Raw genomic sequence first — 16,932 nt, 5'->3', positions numbered from 1 at the left:
CTCAGTCGGCTGCGGGTGATCCGACTCTTCGTGTGTACCTGATCGAGGGTCAGCCCCTTCTCCCTGCGAATCCGCTTCAGCTCCGTGCCGAGCCTGCGACGTTGCAGCACGGACCCCGAAATGACCGGCATTGGCGCCTCCTTGGGCTCATTGTGCCGCACCTCTACTCGCCAGAGGCGACATTCTACAAATCCTCTGGGATTCTCATTGACGATCTGCCGAAAATTTGAGACCGTCAGCATCGGCGACCCAAAGCGCTCATCTCATCACTTTGGGTAGCAAAGATCGCTTGCTCGCACCCCCACAGTCAGGGGATCACCGTGCCCACCGACACCCTCTTGCAGCCATCCGTGCTCCGGCTCGGCTGCGCGTTCCCCGTCCGAGCCGCGCGAGACCACGTCACGCTCCGAGGTCGGGCAGCGGGGGCCAACGCGGACGATGTGGCCTTGGTTGTTGGGGAGTTGGTCACCAACGTCTTCGTACACGGACGCCCGCGAAGCGCCGTGCTCGTGACCACCGACACCGCCGACGGCATCTTCTGGGTCACCGTGTCGGCCCGCCAGGACCCGGTGAACCTCCCGCCGCCCACCGAAGACCCGGACGCCGAATCCGGACGGGGTCTGCTCCTGGCCCACACCCTGACGACCGTCTTCCGCTGCGAGCGCCGCGCCCGTGGCTACCAGGCCTTCGTCGCCGGCTTCGCGCTGCCCGAACAAACGGGCAAGACAGCGGCCCCGCACTCGTATTCACCTTCGCCGAAGGACTCGTGACCGCATGGATTGCCCGCGCTCCCTCCCCGACCACTACCGGCTCGGAAACCCTTACGCTCCACGCCTGGTCGCCGCCGGCGAGACCTTCGACGTGATCGAAGTCGACGAAGTACTCGGCACCCTCGCGCTGGACCTCCTGCACCGTCGAGGCGTCCACGTCGGCCCGATCCTCCACGACCGCCGCCACCGCAAGATGGGCTTCCTCGTGCCCGTCACCGCCAAAGGCACCCTGTGGCGCGACCGACAGAGCCCCGCGCACCACAGCAAAGGCACCTGGATCACCTTCCCCGCCCCGCTCCACACCGACCACGCCGCCCTCGTCTGGCGAATCCCCCCGCACGAGAACGACATCCCGACTCCCCTCGCCCTCGTCCGGGCCGCGATCACCGCCGCGTCGATCGTCCTCGCCCCCGACCCGCCGGCTCCCTGACCGCCGCGCCCCCAAGACACCTCGGCGCGACCGGAACGACCCCGTCAATCAGCGGAGTTGGCCGCCCAAGCAGTTCGGCACACGCGCCGCCGGACAGCGCAGGTAGCCGTCCTCCCCCATTGCGCAAGCGAATCGAGAACGACATGCCAAGCGAACAGCGGAAACCCAAGCCCGGCGGTGGCGTCTACCGCCTTTCCCCGGCCGAGTGCGTACGCCGTGGCGGCCACAACGCCGACGGCACTACGCCGTTGCCGGCCGGTGGTACGTCGATGAGCTGCGGAGCGTGCGGCACCCAGGACACCACCAGCGGCAACCTTTAGTACCGCGCCCGGCACCAGCCGCCTGGGCGTGCGATGGAGAAGACGCACGCCGGGGTGTTCGACCGCGCGCCGACCGGCCACGGCAGCCCGTACCCGCCGCACCCGACCGATCCGGGTGATCCGACCGATCCGGGCGCGGAACGGCCAGGAGCCCGGCCTCCCTCCGTCACCGAGCCGGGCCCCTGGCCATCACGGACATAAGCCGGCGACGCCGCGTGGGCAAGTCCGTGACGGTGGACCGGCCCGGCAAGCTCAGGTGACGACGCGGACGCGCTCGGCGGTCAGCTCGTCGTCGTCGGTTCCGGCGACTTCGTACGTCACCCTGAGCCCTTCGACGACGAACGTGCTGTCCCGGAGCGCCTCCCTGGCGACCCGAACTTCCCTGCCGTCATCACCGGTGATGTAGCCGTAGCCCCGCGCCTGGTTGTACCACTTGACCACACCGCTGACTCGGTCCGCCATGCCCACCCCTCCGCTGCGTGCCTCGGTGCGGCCATCCCACCCGCCTCGGCGAACGGGCCGAAGTCCTGCCCGGACGTGACGTCACCGCACACGTCCTAGGCGTCTCCCGGTTGACCCCACAGATGTTCCATACCGCGTCCGGCGATGATTCGAACCCGGCGCGGGTGTCGATTCCTACCCGTCCGGCCCGACCAACAGGCGGGACACGAAGGCGACTTCGATGGGCGAGCCGATCGGCAACGCGGCGCCATGACCGACGACAGCCGCGAAATCGCCGCCGCGATCCCCATGAAGCCGGCCAACGCGGCTGCGACGGTCGCGCCGACCTACCTCCAAGCCGCGGACCAGGCGCGCGAGGGCACCCAGGTACCCTGCGGCCCGGTCCCGAGCGTTCCCGCAGGGCAAGGGCACCCTCACGTGCCGCGCGCCACCCACCACTTCCGCAATACTTCCTCCGCCGGCTTGCCGTGGGGCGTGTACGCGAGGTTCTTCGGCGTCTCGCCCTTGTCGGGCCAGTCGTCCCACATCCACCAGCAGACGCCGGCCCACCAGGGCTTGCCGTCGAAGAAGGAAAGCAACGCCTCGTAGGCGGCTGCCTGTTCGGCGTTGTCGGCGGTCTCGCTGACGGTCCAGGAGTACGGGGCGGTGGTGCTGCCGTGCTGGCTGACGTAGCCGGCCTCGGTGAAGAGGATCTTCCGCTGTTGGCGCTCGGAGAAGGCGGCGAGTTCGTCGGCGATGGGCTGCCATGCCTGGCGCAGCCGGGCCGGGTCGCTCGTCGCCTCCTGGGCCAGCGGCCAGTACGCGTCGATGCCGATCACGTCGAGGTCTTTCCAGAAGGAGATCTTCTGGTACTCGTCGTAGTTGGCGGCATACGTCAGCGGCCCCTGGTACCGGCCCCGGATCGCGGCGATGACCTTGCTCCAGTGCTCGCCGTCCGGCGAGGTGCCCGCGAGTTCGGTGCCGACCGAGAACTGCTCGACGCCGGACTCGGCGGCGAGTTGGGCGTAGTGGGTGATGAAGCCCTCGTAGGCCGTGAACCAGGTGTTCCGGTCCGTGGGCTTGATCGTGGCCCGATCGCCGCCCTTGGTCAGGTCGACATGGGGCTTGACCATGGTCTTGAGCCCCGCGTCGTGGGCGAGGCGGATGATGTTGCGCAGGCTCCCGTCGGTGGCGGTCTCCTTGGTGGTGCGCATGGCCGAGTCGGTGACGGTGTCCTGGTACCACGTGGGGGTGAAGGTCACCCACTTGGCGCCGGTGGCGGCGATCTGCCGTAGATACGTACCGGCCTGCGGGTTGTCGTAGTCGTCGGTGTTCCACGAGGGGAGCGTGATGCCGCGCAACCCGCTCACGTTTCCGTCGGCGGGTCGACCACTCGTACCGCTCGTACCACTCGCAGCGCTTGCAGCACTCGCGCCGGTCAGAGCGTTCGCACGACTCTGACCGCTCGGCCCGCTCGGCCCGCTCTGACCGGTCGGACCACTAGGACCGCCGGCCGAGGGACTGAGCCTGTTGTTGTCGCCACCACCACCGCCGGACGAGGAACATCCGGCGGCAACGAATACGACGACCAACGCCGACAAGGCGGCAGCCGTCCTCTTCATCGGGTTCACTGCTGAAACCACCTCACTGATCAGGACGCTCACTTGGCGCGGCAAAAGCCGGAGCCGGAGCCGAAGAAGCCGGAACCGGAACCGGAACCGGAACCGAAGTCGGACCGAAGCCCGAGCCGCGCCTACGCGCAGGTGCGCCGGACGTACTTACTCGCACCGGGCTTGAGCACATCAAGGTCGCGCTGGACGATGCTCAGCCGGTCGCCCCACTTCTCGCAGGCCGCGCTCAACCCGGCGTTGTTGTACTCGATGTCGATGACGTTGTCCCCGAACACCGCCGCGTACCTGTTGCATTCATCGTGCTGCCCACATTCCTCGGCAACGGCGAAGTCCACGCCCGCCGTGTTGCGATATGCGGCCAGCTCCGTCCCGTTCTTCTGCGCGACGGCCAGATTGCGGCTGTGCGCGCGGGCGGAGAACAGGCTCATCATGTCCACGTCGTTCTGCGGGGTGAGCAGTCCCTTAGACCGCGAGTGGGACTCGTAGTTGTCCAACTCCAGGCCGTCGAAGCCACGCGCGGCGCAACCGTCGATCCACGCGCCGACCTTGTCGGCGACCTTTGCCCGCTTGTCGGGCGTCGAGATGTCCACCACCACCTCGTTCCACTTCTCGTCGATGACCAGGTCGCCGTTGGCATCGCGCAGCAACAGTTGGGGATCCCACTGCGCTTCCTCGCCGGGCTGAATCTGGAACCCGTTGACGTAGCAGATGTTGTACAGCCCCGGCGCCGGCGAGTCGCCCCGATCCCGGCTGGTCACCTTGACCCCGGCCGGTGGGGTGTACCCGCCACCGATCTGATAATCGAAGTTCGCGCGTGTGGGCGGCAGCCGGACGGCAGTCGGCGGCGCCACCGGCACCCCCGGCGCCACCGGTGCGGATGCTGCTGCGGCAACCGCGGGCGCCGGCGCCGCCCCACCCGTCCCGGCCTGGGCGGAAACGGTGACCACACCCACCGCCACCGCGGCCGACAACACACAGCCGGTCAACTTCGTACGGCGCGACAACCGCCCAGTAATACGCACAGGATCAAACCTTTCGCTACGCCAACGGCCCCATCCCAGAAGGCCCATTCCCCACAAGATCTACAGCGGCCCTCGTGAGAATTCGATGAGGCGTGTCCCCGCCCGGCGTAGCCCGGTCGCCCGGTTCTGCCCAACCGGTGAGATGGCCTGATTCGGACCGCCACCTTTCCCGGCTGACGCAGTTGATCACCCCGAGTGTCGGTTCCCGTTCCGGCTCCCGCCGGCAGACGCCTCGACGGCCTCGATCCTGCGGAGCAAGAGCGCGGTCCCGCAGGTGGCAGCCAGGCAGACAGAGACGAGCAGATGGAAGCAACAACGGTTGCGGACGACTTGATGCCGCCCGACTCGACCGACCCGACCGACTCGACCGGCGTGGGCGGTGTAGCCGACGTGGCCGGTGATTGGTCGGACTTCGGGTGCCGGGTGAACGCGTTGAGTCCGACCGAGCTCTTCGGACGATACGAACAGTCCCGGTTCATGTATCCGGCCAAGCGGGCCAGGCTGGCACCGCATTGGCCGGTGATCCTGGAGAACTGGCAACGCGCCCGCCGGGCCGGAGAGTTGCTCAACTGGGTGGTGACCTACGACGAACCCGGCGGCGGCTGGGCCTCGATGGTGGCGTGGCGCTCCACGCACGCCGGGTGGCACGCCCAGCACCTGGTCGGTTCCGGCTCGCTCGCGGGCGGTCATGCGGTGATGCTGGCCACCCAAGCGGTGCGGCTCCGGGAGGGACGGGATCTCGCGCACCAGAACTGGTTCAGCCCCGACAACCGCTTCTCCGCACTGGCCTTCGGGGGCGCGGTGGGCCGTGTCGGGCCGGAGCAGGGCGCACTGGTGCCGGGGGAGTATCTGATGGTGCCGCTGCCGCTCGCGCGCGCCTTGGCGCCGGGGCAACAGGGCGGTGGTGTGGACGAGTTGGACGGTGGCGCCTGTCCGGAGCTGGCGGATCTGGCGCGCCGCTGCCGGGGCGGGGTGTACGCGCGGGCCGAGGGCCTGGACCGGGACGACCTGGGGCTCGGCGACGTCGACCGGCTCTACCGGCTCGTCGGCCTGCGGCGCTATCGGCGGATCTGGGTCCGGTACGACGCCGGCGGGCGGATGCGGGCGGCGGCGGTGGCCTACCGGGGTCCGCTCGGCTTCAACTTCTCCTTCCTGGAGAACCGCTGCGACCTGTTGATCTCGCCCGAGTTGGACGAGGAGGAGTCGCAGCGGGCGGTGTGCGCACTGTTGGCGGCGGCGGGCACCGCCTACGACGACTTCGAGCTCGCGGCCGTGCCCCTGGTGGCCGACGCCGCCACGGCCGGGTCGTTGGTCGCGGCCGGCGCGCAGCCCGTCCGCTCCTACAGCCAGGCGGTCTGGCTGGCCGAGGCGTTCCCCGCCTGCTACCGGCACATCGACGACCTCTACGCGCAGCGCCTGCGTGGGCGGGCCCAACACCCTCGGAGGACCGGATGAGCGTCCCGTACCTGATGGAGGACCGGCGGGAGGCCGGCCGCCTGATGGCCAAGGTCGACGCCGACCGATGGGTGCGCGAGCACCTGGCCCCGGTGCTCGGTCCCGACACCGCTGCGGTGCTCGATGTGGGCGCCGGCCCCGGCCATATCGCGGAGGCGGTGCACCGCAGCCTGCCGACGGCACAGGTGGTGGCCTTCGACGGCAACCCCGAACGACTGGCCGCCGGCACGGGCGGCCCGGATGGCGCCGCGCTCGTCCGTCGTTGCGGCGATGCCCGGCAACTGCCTTTCGAGGACGACACGTTCGACGTGGTCTACACGCGGCTGATGCTGCAGTACGTCGCCGAACGGGACCGGGCCGTGGCGGAGATGGCCAGGGTCACCAAACCGGGTGGCGCCGTCGTACTGTTCGACTTGGACGGCCAACTGGTCTGGCACGACCCGCTGGGCCCCGAACTGCGGACCACCCTCGAATCGGTCCTGGCCGCACTATCGGCGACCGGCTTCGACCCGCACACCGGGCGCAGTCTGTACCGGCTGGCCCGCCGAGCGGGCCTGACCCACCTCCAGGTCCAGGTCACCCCCTACCACCTGATCGCCGGCCGGGTAAACCCGACGGAACGCGAACAGTGGCGCCTGAAACTCGACATCGCCCACCCCGCCATCGCGCAGGCCCTGGGCTCGGCCGACCACGCCGACCAAGCGGTGGAGGCGTTCCTGGCCCACCTGGACGACGAGGACACCCTCACCTACTCGGTGGCCTTCACCGTCACCGGCCACCGCCCATAACCGGACGCATCACCGTCGGTCGTACGGCCCGCCATACGGCGGACTGTACGGCGGAGGCTGAACGGGCCAGGAGGGCGGCCCGGCAACAGCCTCCCGCCGCCGCCGACGACGCATCGCGACAGCAGCACCCCCAACACCCAGAACCACAACAACCCCGGAACCAACCAGACTCGCCACAAGCAGCCCGTTGCCGTCACCAGACTTCCCACCCGCCGCAGCACCCCCCGGCACAGCGGCCACCGACGCAGCGGCCGACGGCACGCCCGCCCCGGGGGCAGTCGGCACCACACTCGGCTTGTCCCCACGCACCCCGACAAGCGGATTCACATCCGCCGGCCCAGGCACATCGGTGGCAGCAAGCGCCTTCCGCGGACTGACCACGCCATACCCAAAGGTGTCCGAAGGGACGGGCTCATTGGGCCGATTCGCAGTATCAAGCAGCCGCCGAATCACCTGATTCGCCGTCCAATCGGGATGCACCGACCACACGAGCGCGGCAACGCCGGAGGTCAGTGCGGTGGCTGCGCTGGAACCTACGCCTACGCAGTACCTCGTAGGGGAAGTACAGGCGCTGGGGATGTCCTCTCCTGGGCTCGAGATCGATACCCACGATCCGCGCACGCCATTGCTGGCAGGAGACCCTTGTCGATCCACGGAAGAGACGGCGAGAACTCCCGGGTAGGCGGCAGGGTAGACGGGTACATCGTTCCGATCCGGCGGGTTGTTGCCGCCGGCAGCGATGACCAATTTCCCCTTGCTCAACGCATATGCCACCGCTTCGCGCAGGGCCGGAAACTCGAATGATCCACCGACGGAGAGATTGATGATCCGCGCCGAAGAGTCGGCGGCTAGGCGGACTCCTTCGCCCAAGGATGCCGGATCGTCTCCTCCGAGTGCACCCGCCCGGGCCTGAAACGGAAGGATCTTGGCGCTGGGTGCGACGCCGTAGAGGCCTTGACCACCATCGACGCGCCCCTGCCCGGCAATGAGGCTTGCCATCGCCGTCCCGTGCCCGTTGCGATCCCCCGATGCAGACAAGTCCGGCAGAACCTGTCCGACAAGATCAGGATGTGTGGCGTCGACACCCGTGTCGACCACTGCGACGGTAATGCCGGACCCCCGAGTGGTCTGCCATGCCTCATCAATCTTCCAGCTGTCGAGATACCACTGGCGTGCTCGGACGGAGTCGGCCTGCGCGGGTGGGGCGAGCAGGCCGGAACCAACGAAGGCGGTCAGGAGCACACCGAGCAGGACGGGCAGCCGGGGCATTCGGATGAAACGTCCGTTCATGCTGCGATCGTGTCCTTTGCAGTGGGTCAAAGCGTAGGTCAGTCGATGACAGGCGGTACGACGCCGGGTCGACGCGGCCCGTCCCAAGTGTTGTCGTCTTCGTCTTCGGCGCGCGTCGTGCGTCGCCGGACCTGTTCCGATCGCGTACCGCCGGTAAACGGCGTTCGCTGCCCAGGACGGGTAGAACGTGCCGAGTCGTCGACACCCGTGTCGGCCGCCTCTCCTTCCACCGGAAGTGCCCGCAGTCTTGGCGAGTTGCGGCGCGACGGGTTACCAGCGACGTTCCCGACGGATCCACCCTGTGCGGTCGCGAGCCTCCGACCGGTGGTACTTCGGCCTGCTCCCTGAGGTGTGGCCCCGGCCCCAGCAGCGCCAGGCATTCCCGCCGAGCGTCCAGGCGTGCCGGTGCTGGCCGTATCCGTCTGGCCTGGGATCGAGCCCGGGATCTCTGGCCGAGCGCTGAACGAGCCTCGAGTACCGCCGACCCCCGGAGCGCCACTGCGCGGTAGGGGTCCCGGTGACCCGCCGCTTCCCGAGGGCGCCCCTGGCATTCCACCACTTCGGGGAGGAAGCCCACCCGGGCCACTACCTCGTGGGCCGCTTCCTGGAATCGATCCGGTACGAGATGCGCCGCCCCCGGTGGACGTGAGCGGCCCGGATCCCGAGTAAGGCGGAACACCAACTGGTACGCCTCCGTTCGGAGGGCCCGAACCTGGGGAGCCTGGCGGGGTTGGACCATTACCGGAAACCTGTGGCATCCAGGGGTTGTCGATCTTGGAGTCGGGCGCCGTCAACGGACCACCGCCTTGGAGAGCGGTCGACTGAGGCACGTGCTGGGTAATATCAGGGGAGTTGCCCGGCAGTGAGTGTGGGCCGCTCTGTCCGGAACTCGCCGTCGTCGACCGGGCGTTGGGCGCGACTCCTTGCGGAGCTGTATAAATTCCGCTGCTCCCGCTGCCGCCCGCTCCCGAGCGGCCATGTGGCGAACCTGCGCCACCGGCAGAACCGCTGCCGCCCGATCCACCACCTCCGGACATATCCAGAGTGGTGAGTCGCTCTCGGTCGTCGACGATCGGCGGCGCCGGGAACACCGGCGCTGGCAGACCCTTCAGGTCCGCCGCTGCCACCCGATACGTCGAAGCCAACGTCCGCATTTGCGTTACCGCTTCGCGGTGGGCCGCGTCGACCTGGGCCTTGGCGTCCTGGTGGGCCTTGATCGGATCGACGCCACCCGGGTTGCCACCAGTGGCCTGGTTCGTCGCGGCCTTGGAGACCACCGCCACCGGACCCTGGTTCGCCGTGGCCAGAACTGTCGCGTCCACGTGAGGCATCCGCACCTTGGCCACGAAAATCTGTTGGCCGACGTGGTTGATGTGCGTACCGGCCGCCGAGACGTAGTCGCCGAGTCCCGTCGCGGCCGCGGTCACACCACCCGCCCACGTCCGGAAACTCTCCGCGCTCGGGCCCTCCCAGACACCGCTCAAAGCCTGAATGCACTGACTGAGACCGAGCGTTGCAGTCTGGATCCGTTGCGCCGTCCCATGCAACTTCTCCGCATACCTACCCAACGCATCAGGACTCGCCTGCGCGATCATCGCCTGCAACTGCTCCAGCGTGAAGCCCTCGAAGTCGGTCCCCCCGCCACCCGGTCCCCCGGAAGGCGCCCCGTCCGCATGCACCATCAGATTCCCCCTACGACACCGATCTCGCCCGATCGCGTCATCGCACAACCGCCTTGCAACAGCCCGGCCGCCTCCCCGCCGCCGAACCAGTGACCCGCCGCCCGAATCTGACGCCGTCTCACCCGGGCGCACGCCAAAACCCTCCCGCGCGCCACAGCACCCTCCATTGATCCACGAACCATCAGCACACCGCAAGAGGAATATGACATTCCGTCACAACCATGCGGATGGATACTACTGGCTACCACCGCAAATCGCCCCCTTCGGCAAGTCGGCATCTAGGGCAGCTCTCCCGTCGGTGCTCCACGCGGGCATCAAGGAACTTCGGTGCTCACGCACCGACCCTCGCCAACGCCGTACGGGCCGCCGAAGCACGGCAACGCCTGCTACCGGACGGCACGCCGGTCCGCGCCTGGTACTGCGCCGCCCCGGCCACCGACACCAACGACGACCCACCTTCGCGGCAAGCACCACGACCGCGGCGTCAAGCTCACACCACAGCCGCCCGACCTCGACCCAGCCGATGCCACCCGGCACGAAATGCCGCCGACCACACCACCAAACACCGAATCAGGTCGCTGTCCGTCGAGGCGCCACGACCTCGCCCACCTCGGCTTTACCCGAGCCGGGTTCTCCGGAATCCAAGATTCCGCGCACTCTGCCAACTTATCGACGAGCCCTTACCGGAATTGGTCATTCCGAATCATTGTCGCACTCCCACGCTTGCTCCCGATCGACTTGTGCTGTCCATCAACCCATCCATAGCGTGTTTCCCGCCGATCCGATCGACACAGGCAAACACTCGACCGAATCAAATGTTTCGAGCACCTTTCATACAAATTGTCGGGATTGCCTAACAATCGCGCAGGGGCCACAGGGGGATGACGATATGCCCGAACAGGAAATCGCAGACACGCCCATAAATCGAGCTTTCTCACCCGAATACTTTCGCACCGATCCGACGAGTGGTCCGCCGAGGAGCAGCATAATTCCGCCGGCAGTACCTTCCCATTCCACCTTATCTGAGCCGTCAGGTAAGTTCGCCGTCCGAGTCGACCAATTGGCCCCGGCAGCCTCCAAGGCAGTCTCGGTGGCCATGGAGCTGCGGAGCCTCGGTGCGGACATCAATCACGGCCCGCCGCCGGGAACCCCGGGGTTCATGACCGGCTTTCAGCTGGGCGAACTCAGTCGCGAATGGGGCGGCGCAATCGCCCATCTCTCCGACCGAGCCCAAACGGCGGCTGACAAGATCTACCGAACGCGGACAAAATATATGAACACGGAATCAAATGTTGCCACCGAGTTTACGCCGGGGTCATAGTCGTGGTCACATTTGCAGAGTTCAGAAGCGCGAACTTTGAAAGCTGGCGAGAATCCGTTCGCATGTGGAAGACCACTGCCGCCAAGCTCACGGAACTGGAGAATGCGTTCAGAACCGGGGTCAACGACGGCGTGGAGGCGGCCGGCTGGAAAGGACAGGCGGCGGGCACAGCGGATCTGGAGCTTGAGCAGACGGTCCGACAGATCGCTATTTCCGCAAACCAGGCACAAACCATCAGCGCAGCGGCAGAGCGCGCGGCGAGCGAACTCCCCGCGCTTCAAGCCAACTTGCGATCGGCCATCCAAGAAGCCGAATCCTCGGGGCTCAGAGTAATCGAGAACGCTGGCGGATTCACCGTGCAAGCTGCCGCAGCAGGGGAAGGCAGTGGTCTCACGCCTGCGGATGCAGCCAAGCAACAAAGCTCGATCGACGGCTATGTATCCCGGTTCAATACACTCCTACGCCAAGCCAGTGAAGCCGACGCCAAATTCGCTGCGGTCATGACCACCTTGATGCCGGGCGACGTCGCGGAGACTCAGCTCAATGCCTGGCAAAACAGTGTCGAAGACACCCAGCGCGTGGCCGCGCTTTACGGTGTGGGACCTGTGCCGAAACTGGATCCGGCACAGACGGCAGGTTGGTGGAGGGGGCTGTCCGATGAGCAGCGAGCCCTATATCTTGCCGCATATCCAAAACAGCTGGGAAGTATGGACGGCCTGCCGGCAGCCGTCCGTGACAAAGCAAACCGTGTGGCTCTGGACCAGCGCTTGATCGAACTGTCACCAGCGCTGGCCGCGGGCAAGTCTCCCAACTATGACAAACGTGAATGGGAGAACCTCACGGAGATCAAGAAGCAACTGGTCGCCAGCTCGGGTCGTCCATCCGGCGCGGAATTATTTCTGCTCAAGTTCGGCGACAAATTCCTTGATGGTCAGGTAGTCGTATCCGTCGGCGATCCTGATAAAGCAAAGAATATCTCCGTTTCGGTACCCGGGACCGATACAACTGTCGCGGACAGCCTCGAGAGTGGCATCAAGCGAGTAAGCGCTATCCAAAACTTGGCCGACTCGTTGAACCCCGGCGGGCAGAACAATGTAGCGTCAATCTTCTGGCTCGACTACGATGCTCCGGAGCAGAACGGTCCCACAGCTTCCGGAAGCATGGCTGGATGGGATAGATCGCAAGAGGGAGCACCGCGATTGAAATCCTTCATCAGCGGGGTTCGCGCCCAAGGAAATGATCAACACATCACGGTGATCGGCCACAGTTATGGGACGGCGCTAGTCGGCGATGCGGCAAAATCCGGAAACGGGCTGGCCGTCGACGACATCGTGTCCCTGGGCAGCCCAGGGATGCATGTCAAACACGCAAGGGACTTGCATATAGATCCCGCACATGTGTGGGCCGAACGCGCCGCACCGGGACCGACTGTAGACACGGCTGTCGTCGAAGGGGGGCAGATCTCACACGGAACCGATCACAAACCGGGCTTCCTCAGTGGTGTTGAATTTGTTGGGAGCTTAGGCACCTCTCGAGTTACTCCTACGGACACAGATTTCGGGGCCAACATCATGCGTGGGGACGCTCAGGAGCATAGCGATTACTGGGACGACGGAAGCCAAAGCCTCTTTAATCAGGCAAAGGTCGTGGCTGGTAAATATACCGATCCGGACCCGAGGCTACGACCGCAACTTAAGTAGAGGTATTCCGCGTGATCGTCTGTCGCCCTTCCGGCAAATTCGTCGCACTACCAGCGGTGATTCTTCTGAGCATGATTTCGGCATGTGGAGGCTCGGTGAAGAAGCAGGAAACCCCGAAAATGTCCGAACCGCAAGCAAAATCGGTCGTCGCTGAATACAACAGGAAGATCATCGAGGGCATCGGAGCACCCGAAGCCAAGAAAGGACCTTGGGCCGAATCTTCTCCGTGCGGGAACGTAATGAGTGGGGACTCCACCGCAAAGCACTTCCGAATGCTTCACATGCAGAATGTGGTGGTGCCTCCGCAAAATCAGGAGGCGGCTTTCCAAAAAGCGCGCACGATTGTCGAAGCCATGGGCTTCCAAACCCGAGAGTTCAGTGCGTCATCGACTCCGAACGGAGGCAGCGGCATTATGCGTGCAGTAAAACCCGTCGACGGATTTTCGGTCACCTTGCAGACTACGTCACCCGCCGTAGAAATAATTATCATGGTTTCCAGCCCATGCCTGGAGCGGGTGGCCGAATGGGAAAGTGGCGTCACGCCCGGGCCGAGTGCGGGGCGGGCCTCATAGCGGTAGTGCCAAGTCGGGCGAGCGGGGATCCGGGCCCCGCCCGCCACAGCGCCCCACCTCGCCCGAACCGCAACACCCCGGCGTCAGAACAGTTTCAGCTTGTCGTCCTCGGTGCCCCGCAGTGCGTTGTAGTCCAGCGTTACGCACGTGATGCCTCGGTCCACCGCCAATACCCGGGCCTGGGGCTTGATTTCCTGGGCGGCGAAGACGCCCTTGACCGGGGCGATCAGGGTGTCGCGGTTGAGGAGTTCCAGGTATCGGGTCAGTTGCTCGACGCCGTCGATCTCGCCTCGGCGCTTGATCTCGACCGCGACCGTCGTGCCGTCCGCGTCGCGGCACAGGATGTCGACCGGGCCGATCGGCGTCGGGTATTCGCGGCGGATCAGGGTCCAGCCGGCGCCGAGTGCGTCGAGGCGGTCGGCCAGGAGTTCCTGGAGGTGTGCCTCGACGCCGTCCTTGACCAGGCCCGGGTCCACGCCCAGTTCGTGGGACGAGTCGTGCAGGACGTCCTCGATGGTGATGATCAGCTTCTCGCCGGCCTTGTTGATCACCGTCCACACGCCGTCCCCCTCCTTGAGGGTGCACGGCGGACTCATCCAGTTCAGCGGCTTGTACGCGCGGTCGTCGGCGTGCACGGACACGCTGCCGTCCCGCTTGACGAGGATGAGCCTGGGGGCGGACGGCAGGTGGGCGGTGAGTCGCCCGACGTAGTCCACGGAGCAACGGGCGATGACGAGACGCATACCCCCGACGCTACCGCCTCCGGACCCCCTCCCCCGGCCATCCCTCCCGCGCCGCCGCAACCCGTGTGACGCACCTCATCACCACCCGCCCGCGGCACCGCCATCGCGGAAGCGGCGCGGGCCGGACCCTCCGCGCATCGAACACCGAAGACCGAACACCGACCCGTGGCACGGTCGTGTTCACCCGCCGTTCGCTATGGAGCAACGCGTACCGAATGTCCTACGGTGAGTCAGGAGACGGTGCGGGCCGGGCGGATGGGCGTTCGGGGCGTGTCGTGATCGATGCACGAGTGCCACCTGCTACGTACCGCACACGACCCGAACCGCCGGGCGAACTCGCGTACGTCCCGGCCGGAAGGAGCACCGATGTCGCTCGACGTGCCTCCGAAGCTGTTGGAACAGGCCGAACGTGGTGATGTGGACGAGGCCGAGTTCATCGACTGCGTGCGCACCTCGCTGCCCTACGCGTGGAACCTCGTCTCCTCGCTGGTGACGCAACTCCAGGTGGACGGCGGCCCGTTCGCGGACAACCAGGTACCGCCCGCGACCGAGACCGAGCGCGGCGAACTGCTCCGGGCGCTGGCCTCGGACGCGATCCGCGGCTCGCTGGAACGGCATTTCGAGGTCAAGCTCGCGTTCCAGAACTGCCACCGAGTCGCGGTCTTCCCGGCCGAGGGCCTGGACGCGGACCGGTATGCGAAGTTCACCTCGATCCGCGGCCAGTTGCTCAACCAATCGCCGACCCTGCGCGACTGCTGAATCGAGAGGGCAAAACGGAACGGAACGGGACAGAGCCGAGCCGAGCAAAGTCCGGATTGAACGGGATCGAACCGGACCGCTGACACCCGGCGGACCCCTGGGCGGCGCGGGCAGGCCTGACGGCGTGCCCGCGCCTCCGCGTACCCCCGCGTACCCACGTAACCGTGCACCCGACTCCCGACCCGAGGAGCAGCCCCATGGGCATCACGCAGCCGTTGCACCGATGGGCCCAGCAGACACCGGAGCGCATGGCCGTGGTCGACCGCGGCGAGGGCACCACCTGGCGCGAACTGCGCGAGCGGGTGGCCAAGTTCGCCGGCGCGCTGCGCGGCCTCGGCGTGCGTCCCGACGACCGGGTCGCCATCCTGGCCCTGAACTCGGCCCGCTACCTGGAGTGTCTGGCCGCGATCCCGTGGGCCGGCGGCGTACTGAATCCGGTGAACATCCGCTGGAGCCCGGCCGAGATCGCCTTCTCCCTCGACGACTCGCAGACCTCCGTACTGATCGTCGACGACACGTTCGCCGCCTTGGTGCCCACCCTGCGCACCACCTCGTCGACCATCCGCGAGATCGTCCGGATAGGAAACACCGGCAGCACGCGCAACATCGGCACCACAGGCAGCACCGGAGCCACCAGCTACACCGGCAGCACCGCCGACACCCGCAACACCGCCAACAACCCGCCGCCCGCACACGAATCACACGAATCACACGAATCACACGACTACGAGACCCTCCTCGCCGCCGCCACCCCCATCCCCGATGCCGACCGCACCGGCCGCGACCTCGCCGGGATCTTCTACACCGGCGGCACCACCGGCTTCCCCAAGGGCGTGATGCTCTCGCACGACAACCTGCTCGCCTCCGCCATGGGTGGCCTGGTCGCCACCGCCGCGTTCCGGACCGCCCCGGACGCCCGCGTACTGCACACCGGCCCGCTGTTCCACATCGCCGGCGTCGGGGTGTCCCTGATGACCTCGATCATCGGCATCCCCCAAGTCGTGTTGCCCTCCTTCGACCCCGAGCAGGTCGCCGCGACCATCCAGCGGGAACGGATCACCGAGGTCTTCCTGGTCCCGACCATGCTGCAAATGTTGCTGGACCACCCGGAGTTCGCCACCTACGACCTGTCCTCACTCCGCCTGCTCAACTACGGCGCCTCGCCGATCACCGCCACACTGCTCGACCGGGTGCTCACCGCGCTGCCCGGCACCGCCCTGATCCAGGCGTACGGGCAGACCGAACTCTCCCCACTGGCAACCCTGTTGCTACCCCAGGACCATCTCGACGCGGACCCGGTACGACTGCGCTCCGCCGGCCGCCCGTGCTTCCACGCCGAGGTACGGGTATTCGGCCCGGACGGGCTCGAACTGCCGCGCGGCGAGGTCGGCGAGATCGTCTCGCGCGGGAACCACGTGATGATCGGCTACTGGAACCGCCCGGCCGAGACCGAACAGGCGCTGCGCGACGGCTGGATGCACACCGGCGACCTCGGCTTCATGGATGCCGAGGGCTACCTCACCGTGGTCGACCGGCTCAAGGACATGATCGTCACCGGCGCGGAGAACGTGTACAGCGCCGAGGTGGAGAACGCCATCAACGCCCATCCGGACGTGGCCGGTTGCGCCGTGATCGGCCTGCCCGATCCACGCTGGGGCGAACGGGTACACGCCGTCGTCGTACCCCATCCCGGCCACCGACCGACCGCCGAAGTCCTCCGCGCCCACGTCAAGACCCTGATCGCGGGCTACAAGGCACCGCGCACCGTCGAGTTCGTCGACGCACTGCCCCTGACGGCGGCGGGCAAGGTACAGAAGTCCGTACTGCGCGAGCAAGGCAGCCGGCAGCAGTAGAGCCCGGCCAAGCCTGCACTGCCACCACCGCTGCCCACCACTGCCACCGCGACCGCAACCGAGACCGCCACCCCGACCGCCCACCACCACCCCAAAAGGCGACCACCCACAACCATCCCGAACGAACTCTCGACAAACCGCCCGCCAACAGGCAC

13 protein-coding genes are annotated in these 16,932 nt (G+C 66.9%); 8 read left to right on the top strand and 5 right to left on the bottom strand.

The window, feature by feature from the left end:
* Positions 1–320 precede the first annotated feature (320 nt).
* Together ABIA38_RS41850 and ABIA38_RS41845 are read left to right on the top strand one after the other, a co-directional pair.
* On the top strand, positions 321–770 hold the full coding sequence (locus ABIA38_RS41850) for an ATP-binding protein (RefSeq protein ID WP_424644251.1): 450 nt from the start codon (positions 321–323) through the stop codon (positions 768–770).
* Positions 771–774: 4 nt separating this feature from the next.
* Positions 775–1,200 (top strand): hypothetical protein, encoded by a 426-nt coding sequence (locus tag ABIA38_RS41845; RefSeq protein WP_424644250.1) that lies wholly within the window; start codon positions 775–777, stop codon positions 1,198–1,200.
* Positions 1,201–1,772: 572 nt separating this feature from the next.
* Here ABIA38_RS41845 and ABIA38_RS41840 read toward each other — a convergent pair.
* The 3 genes from ABIA38_RS41840 to ABIA38_RS41830 all read right to left on the bottom strand — a co-directional run bounded on the left by ABIA38_RS41840 (position 1,773) and on the right by ABIA38_RS41830 (position 4,551).
* The gene (locus ABIA38_RS41840; RefSeq protein WP_424644249.1) at positions 1,773–1,982 is read right to left on the bottom strand and encodes a cold-shock protein; all 210 of its coding nucleotides are present in this window, start codon (positions 1,980–1,982) and stop codon (positions 1,773–1,775) included.
* Between the two features lie 413 nt (positions 1,983–2,395).
* Complete coding sequence (locus ABIA38_RS41835) at positions 2,396–3,331, bottom strand: glycoside hydrolase family 113 (RefSeq protein ID WP_424644248.1); 936 nt, start codon at positions 3,329–3,331, stop codon at positions 2,396–2,398.
* A gap of 383 nt (positions 3,332–3,714) precedes the next feature.
* A complete protein-coding gene (locus ABIA38_RS41830) occupies positions 3,715–4,551 on the bottom strand; it encodes an endo alpha-1,4 polygalactosaminidase (RefSeq protein WP_424644255.1) in 837 nt (278 codons plus the stop codon).
* 495 nt (positions 4,552–5,046) lie between these two features.
* Between ABIA38_RS41830 and ABIA38_RS41825 the strand changes: the two genes are divergently transcribed.
* On the top strand, positions 5,047–6,069 hold the full coding sequence (locus tag ABIA38_RS41825; RefSeq protein ID WP_424644247.1) for a hypothetical protein: 1,023 nt from the start codon (positions 5,047–5,049) through the stop codon (positions 6,067–6,069).
* On the top strand, positions 6,066–6,857 hold the full coding sequence (locus tag ABIA38_RS41820) for a methyltransferase domain-containing protein (protein ID WP_424644246.1): 792 nt from the start codon (positions 6,066–6,068) through the stop codon (positions 6,855–6,857). Before ABIA38_RS41825 ends, ABIA38_RS41820 begins: the two co-directional genes overlap by 4 nt.
* 9 nt (positions 6,858–6,866) lie before the next feature.
* Here the strand turns inward: ABIA38_RS41820 and ABIA38_RS41815 are convergent, their stop codons facing one another.
* Complete coding sequence (locus ABIA38_RS41815) at positions 6,867–8,147, bottom strand: S8 family serine peptidase (protein ID WP_424644245.1); 1,281 nt, start codon at positions 8,145–8,147, stop codon at positions 6,867–6,869.
* 3,065 nt (positions 8,148–11,212) lie between these two features.
* Here ABIA38_RS41815 and ABIA38_RS41810 point away from each other — a divergent pair.
* A complete protein-coding gene (locus tag ABIA38_RS41810; RefSeq protein ID WP_424644244.1) occupies positions 11,213–12,850 on the top strand; it encodes an alpha/beta hydrolase in 1,638 nt (545 codons plus the stop codon).
* A 95-nt stretch (positions 12,851–12,945) separates the two neighbouring features.
* Positions 12,946–13,422, top strand: coding sequence for a hypothetical protein (locus ABIA38_RS41805; protein WP_424644243.1), 477 nt, complete (start codon positions 12,946–12,948; stop codon positions 13,420–13,422).
* 83 nt (positions 13,423–13,505) lie between these two features.
* On the opposite strand, the gene nucS is transcribed toward ABIA38_RS41805, so the two are convergent.
* Positions 13,506–14,165 (bottom strand): endonuclease NucS, encoded by a 660-nt coding sequence (gene nucS, locus ABIA38_RS41800; RefSeq protein WP_424644242.1) that lies wholly within the window; start codon positions 14,163–14,165, stop codon positions 13,506–13,508.
* 366 nt (positions 14,166–14,531) lie between these two features.
* Between nucS and ABIA38_RS41795 the strand changes: the two genes are divergently transcribed.
* Both ABIA38_RS41795 and ABIA38_RS41790 read left to right on the top strand, forming a co-directional pair.
* Complete coding sequence (locus ABIA38_RS41795; RefSeq protein WP_424644241.1) at positions 14,532–14,924, top strand: SCO5389 family protein; 393 nt, start codon at positions 14,532–14,534, stop codon at positions 14,922–14,924.
* 197 nt (positions 14,925–15,121) lie between these two features.
* A complete protein-coding gene (locus ABIA38_RS41790) occupies positions 15,122–16,777 on the top strand; it encodes a long-chain-fatty-acid--CoA ligase (protein ID WP_424644240.1) in 1,656 nt (551 codons plus the stop codon).
* Positions 16,778–16,932 lie beyond the last annotated feature (155 nt).

This window comes from Embleya sp. AB8 (assembly GCF_049739465.1).
Lineage (GTDB): Bacteria > Actinomycetota > Actinomycetes > Streptomycetales > Streptomycetaceae > Embleya.
The sequence above is the reverse complement of the archived record's forward strand: the minus strand, read 5'-3'. Positions and strand labels throughout refer to the sequence as shown.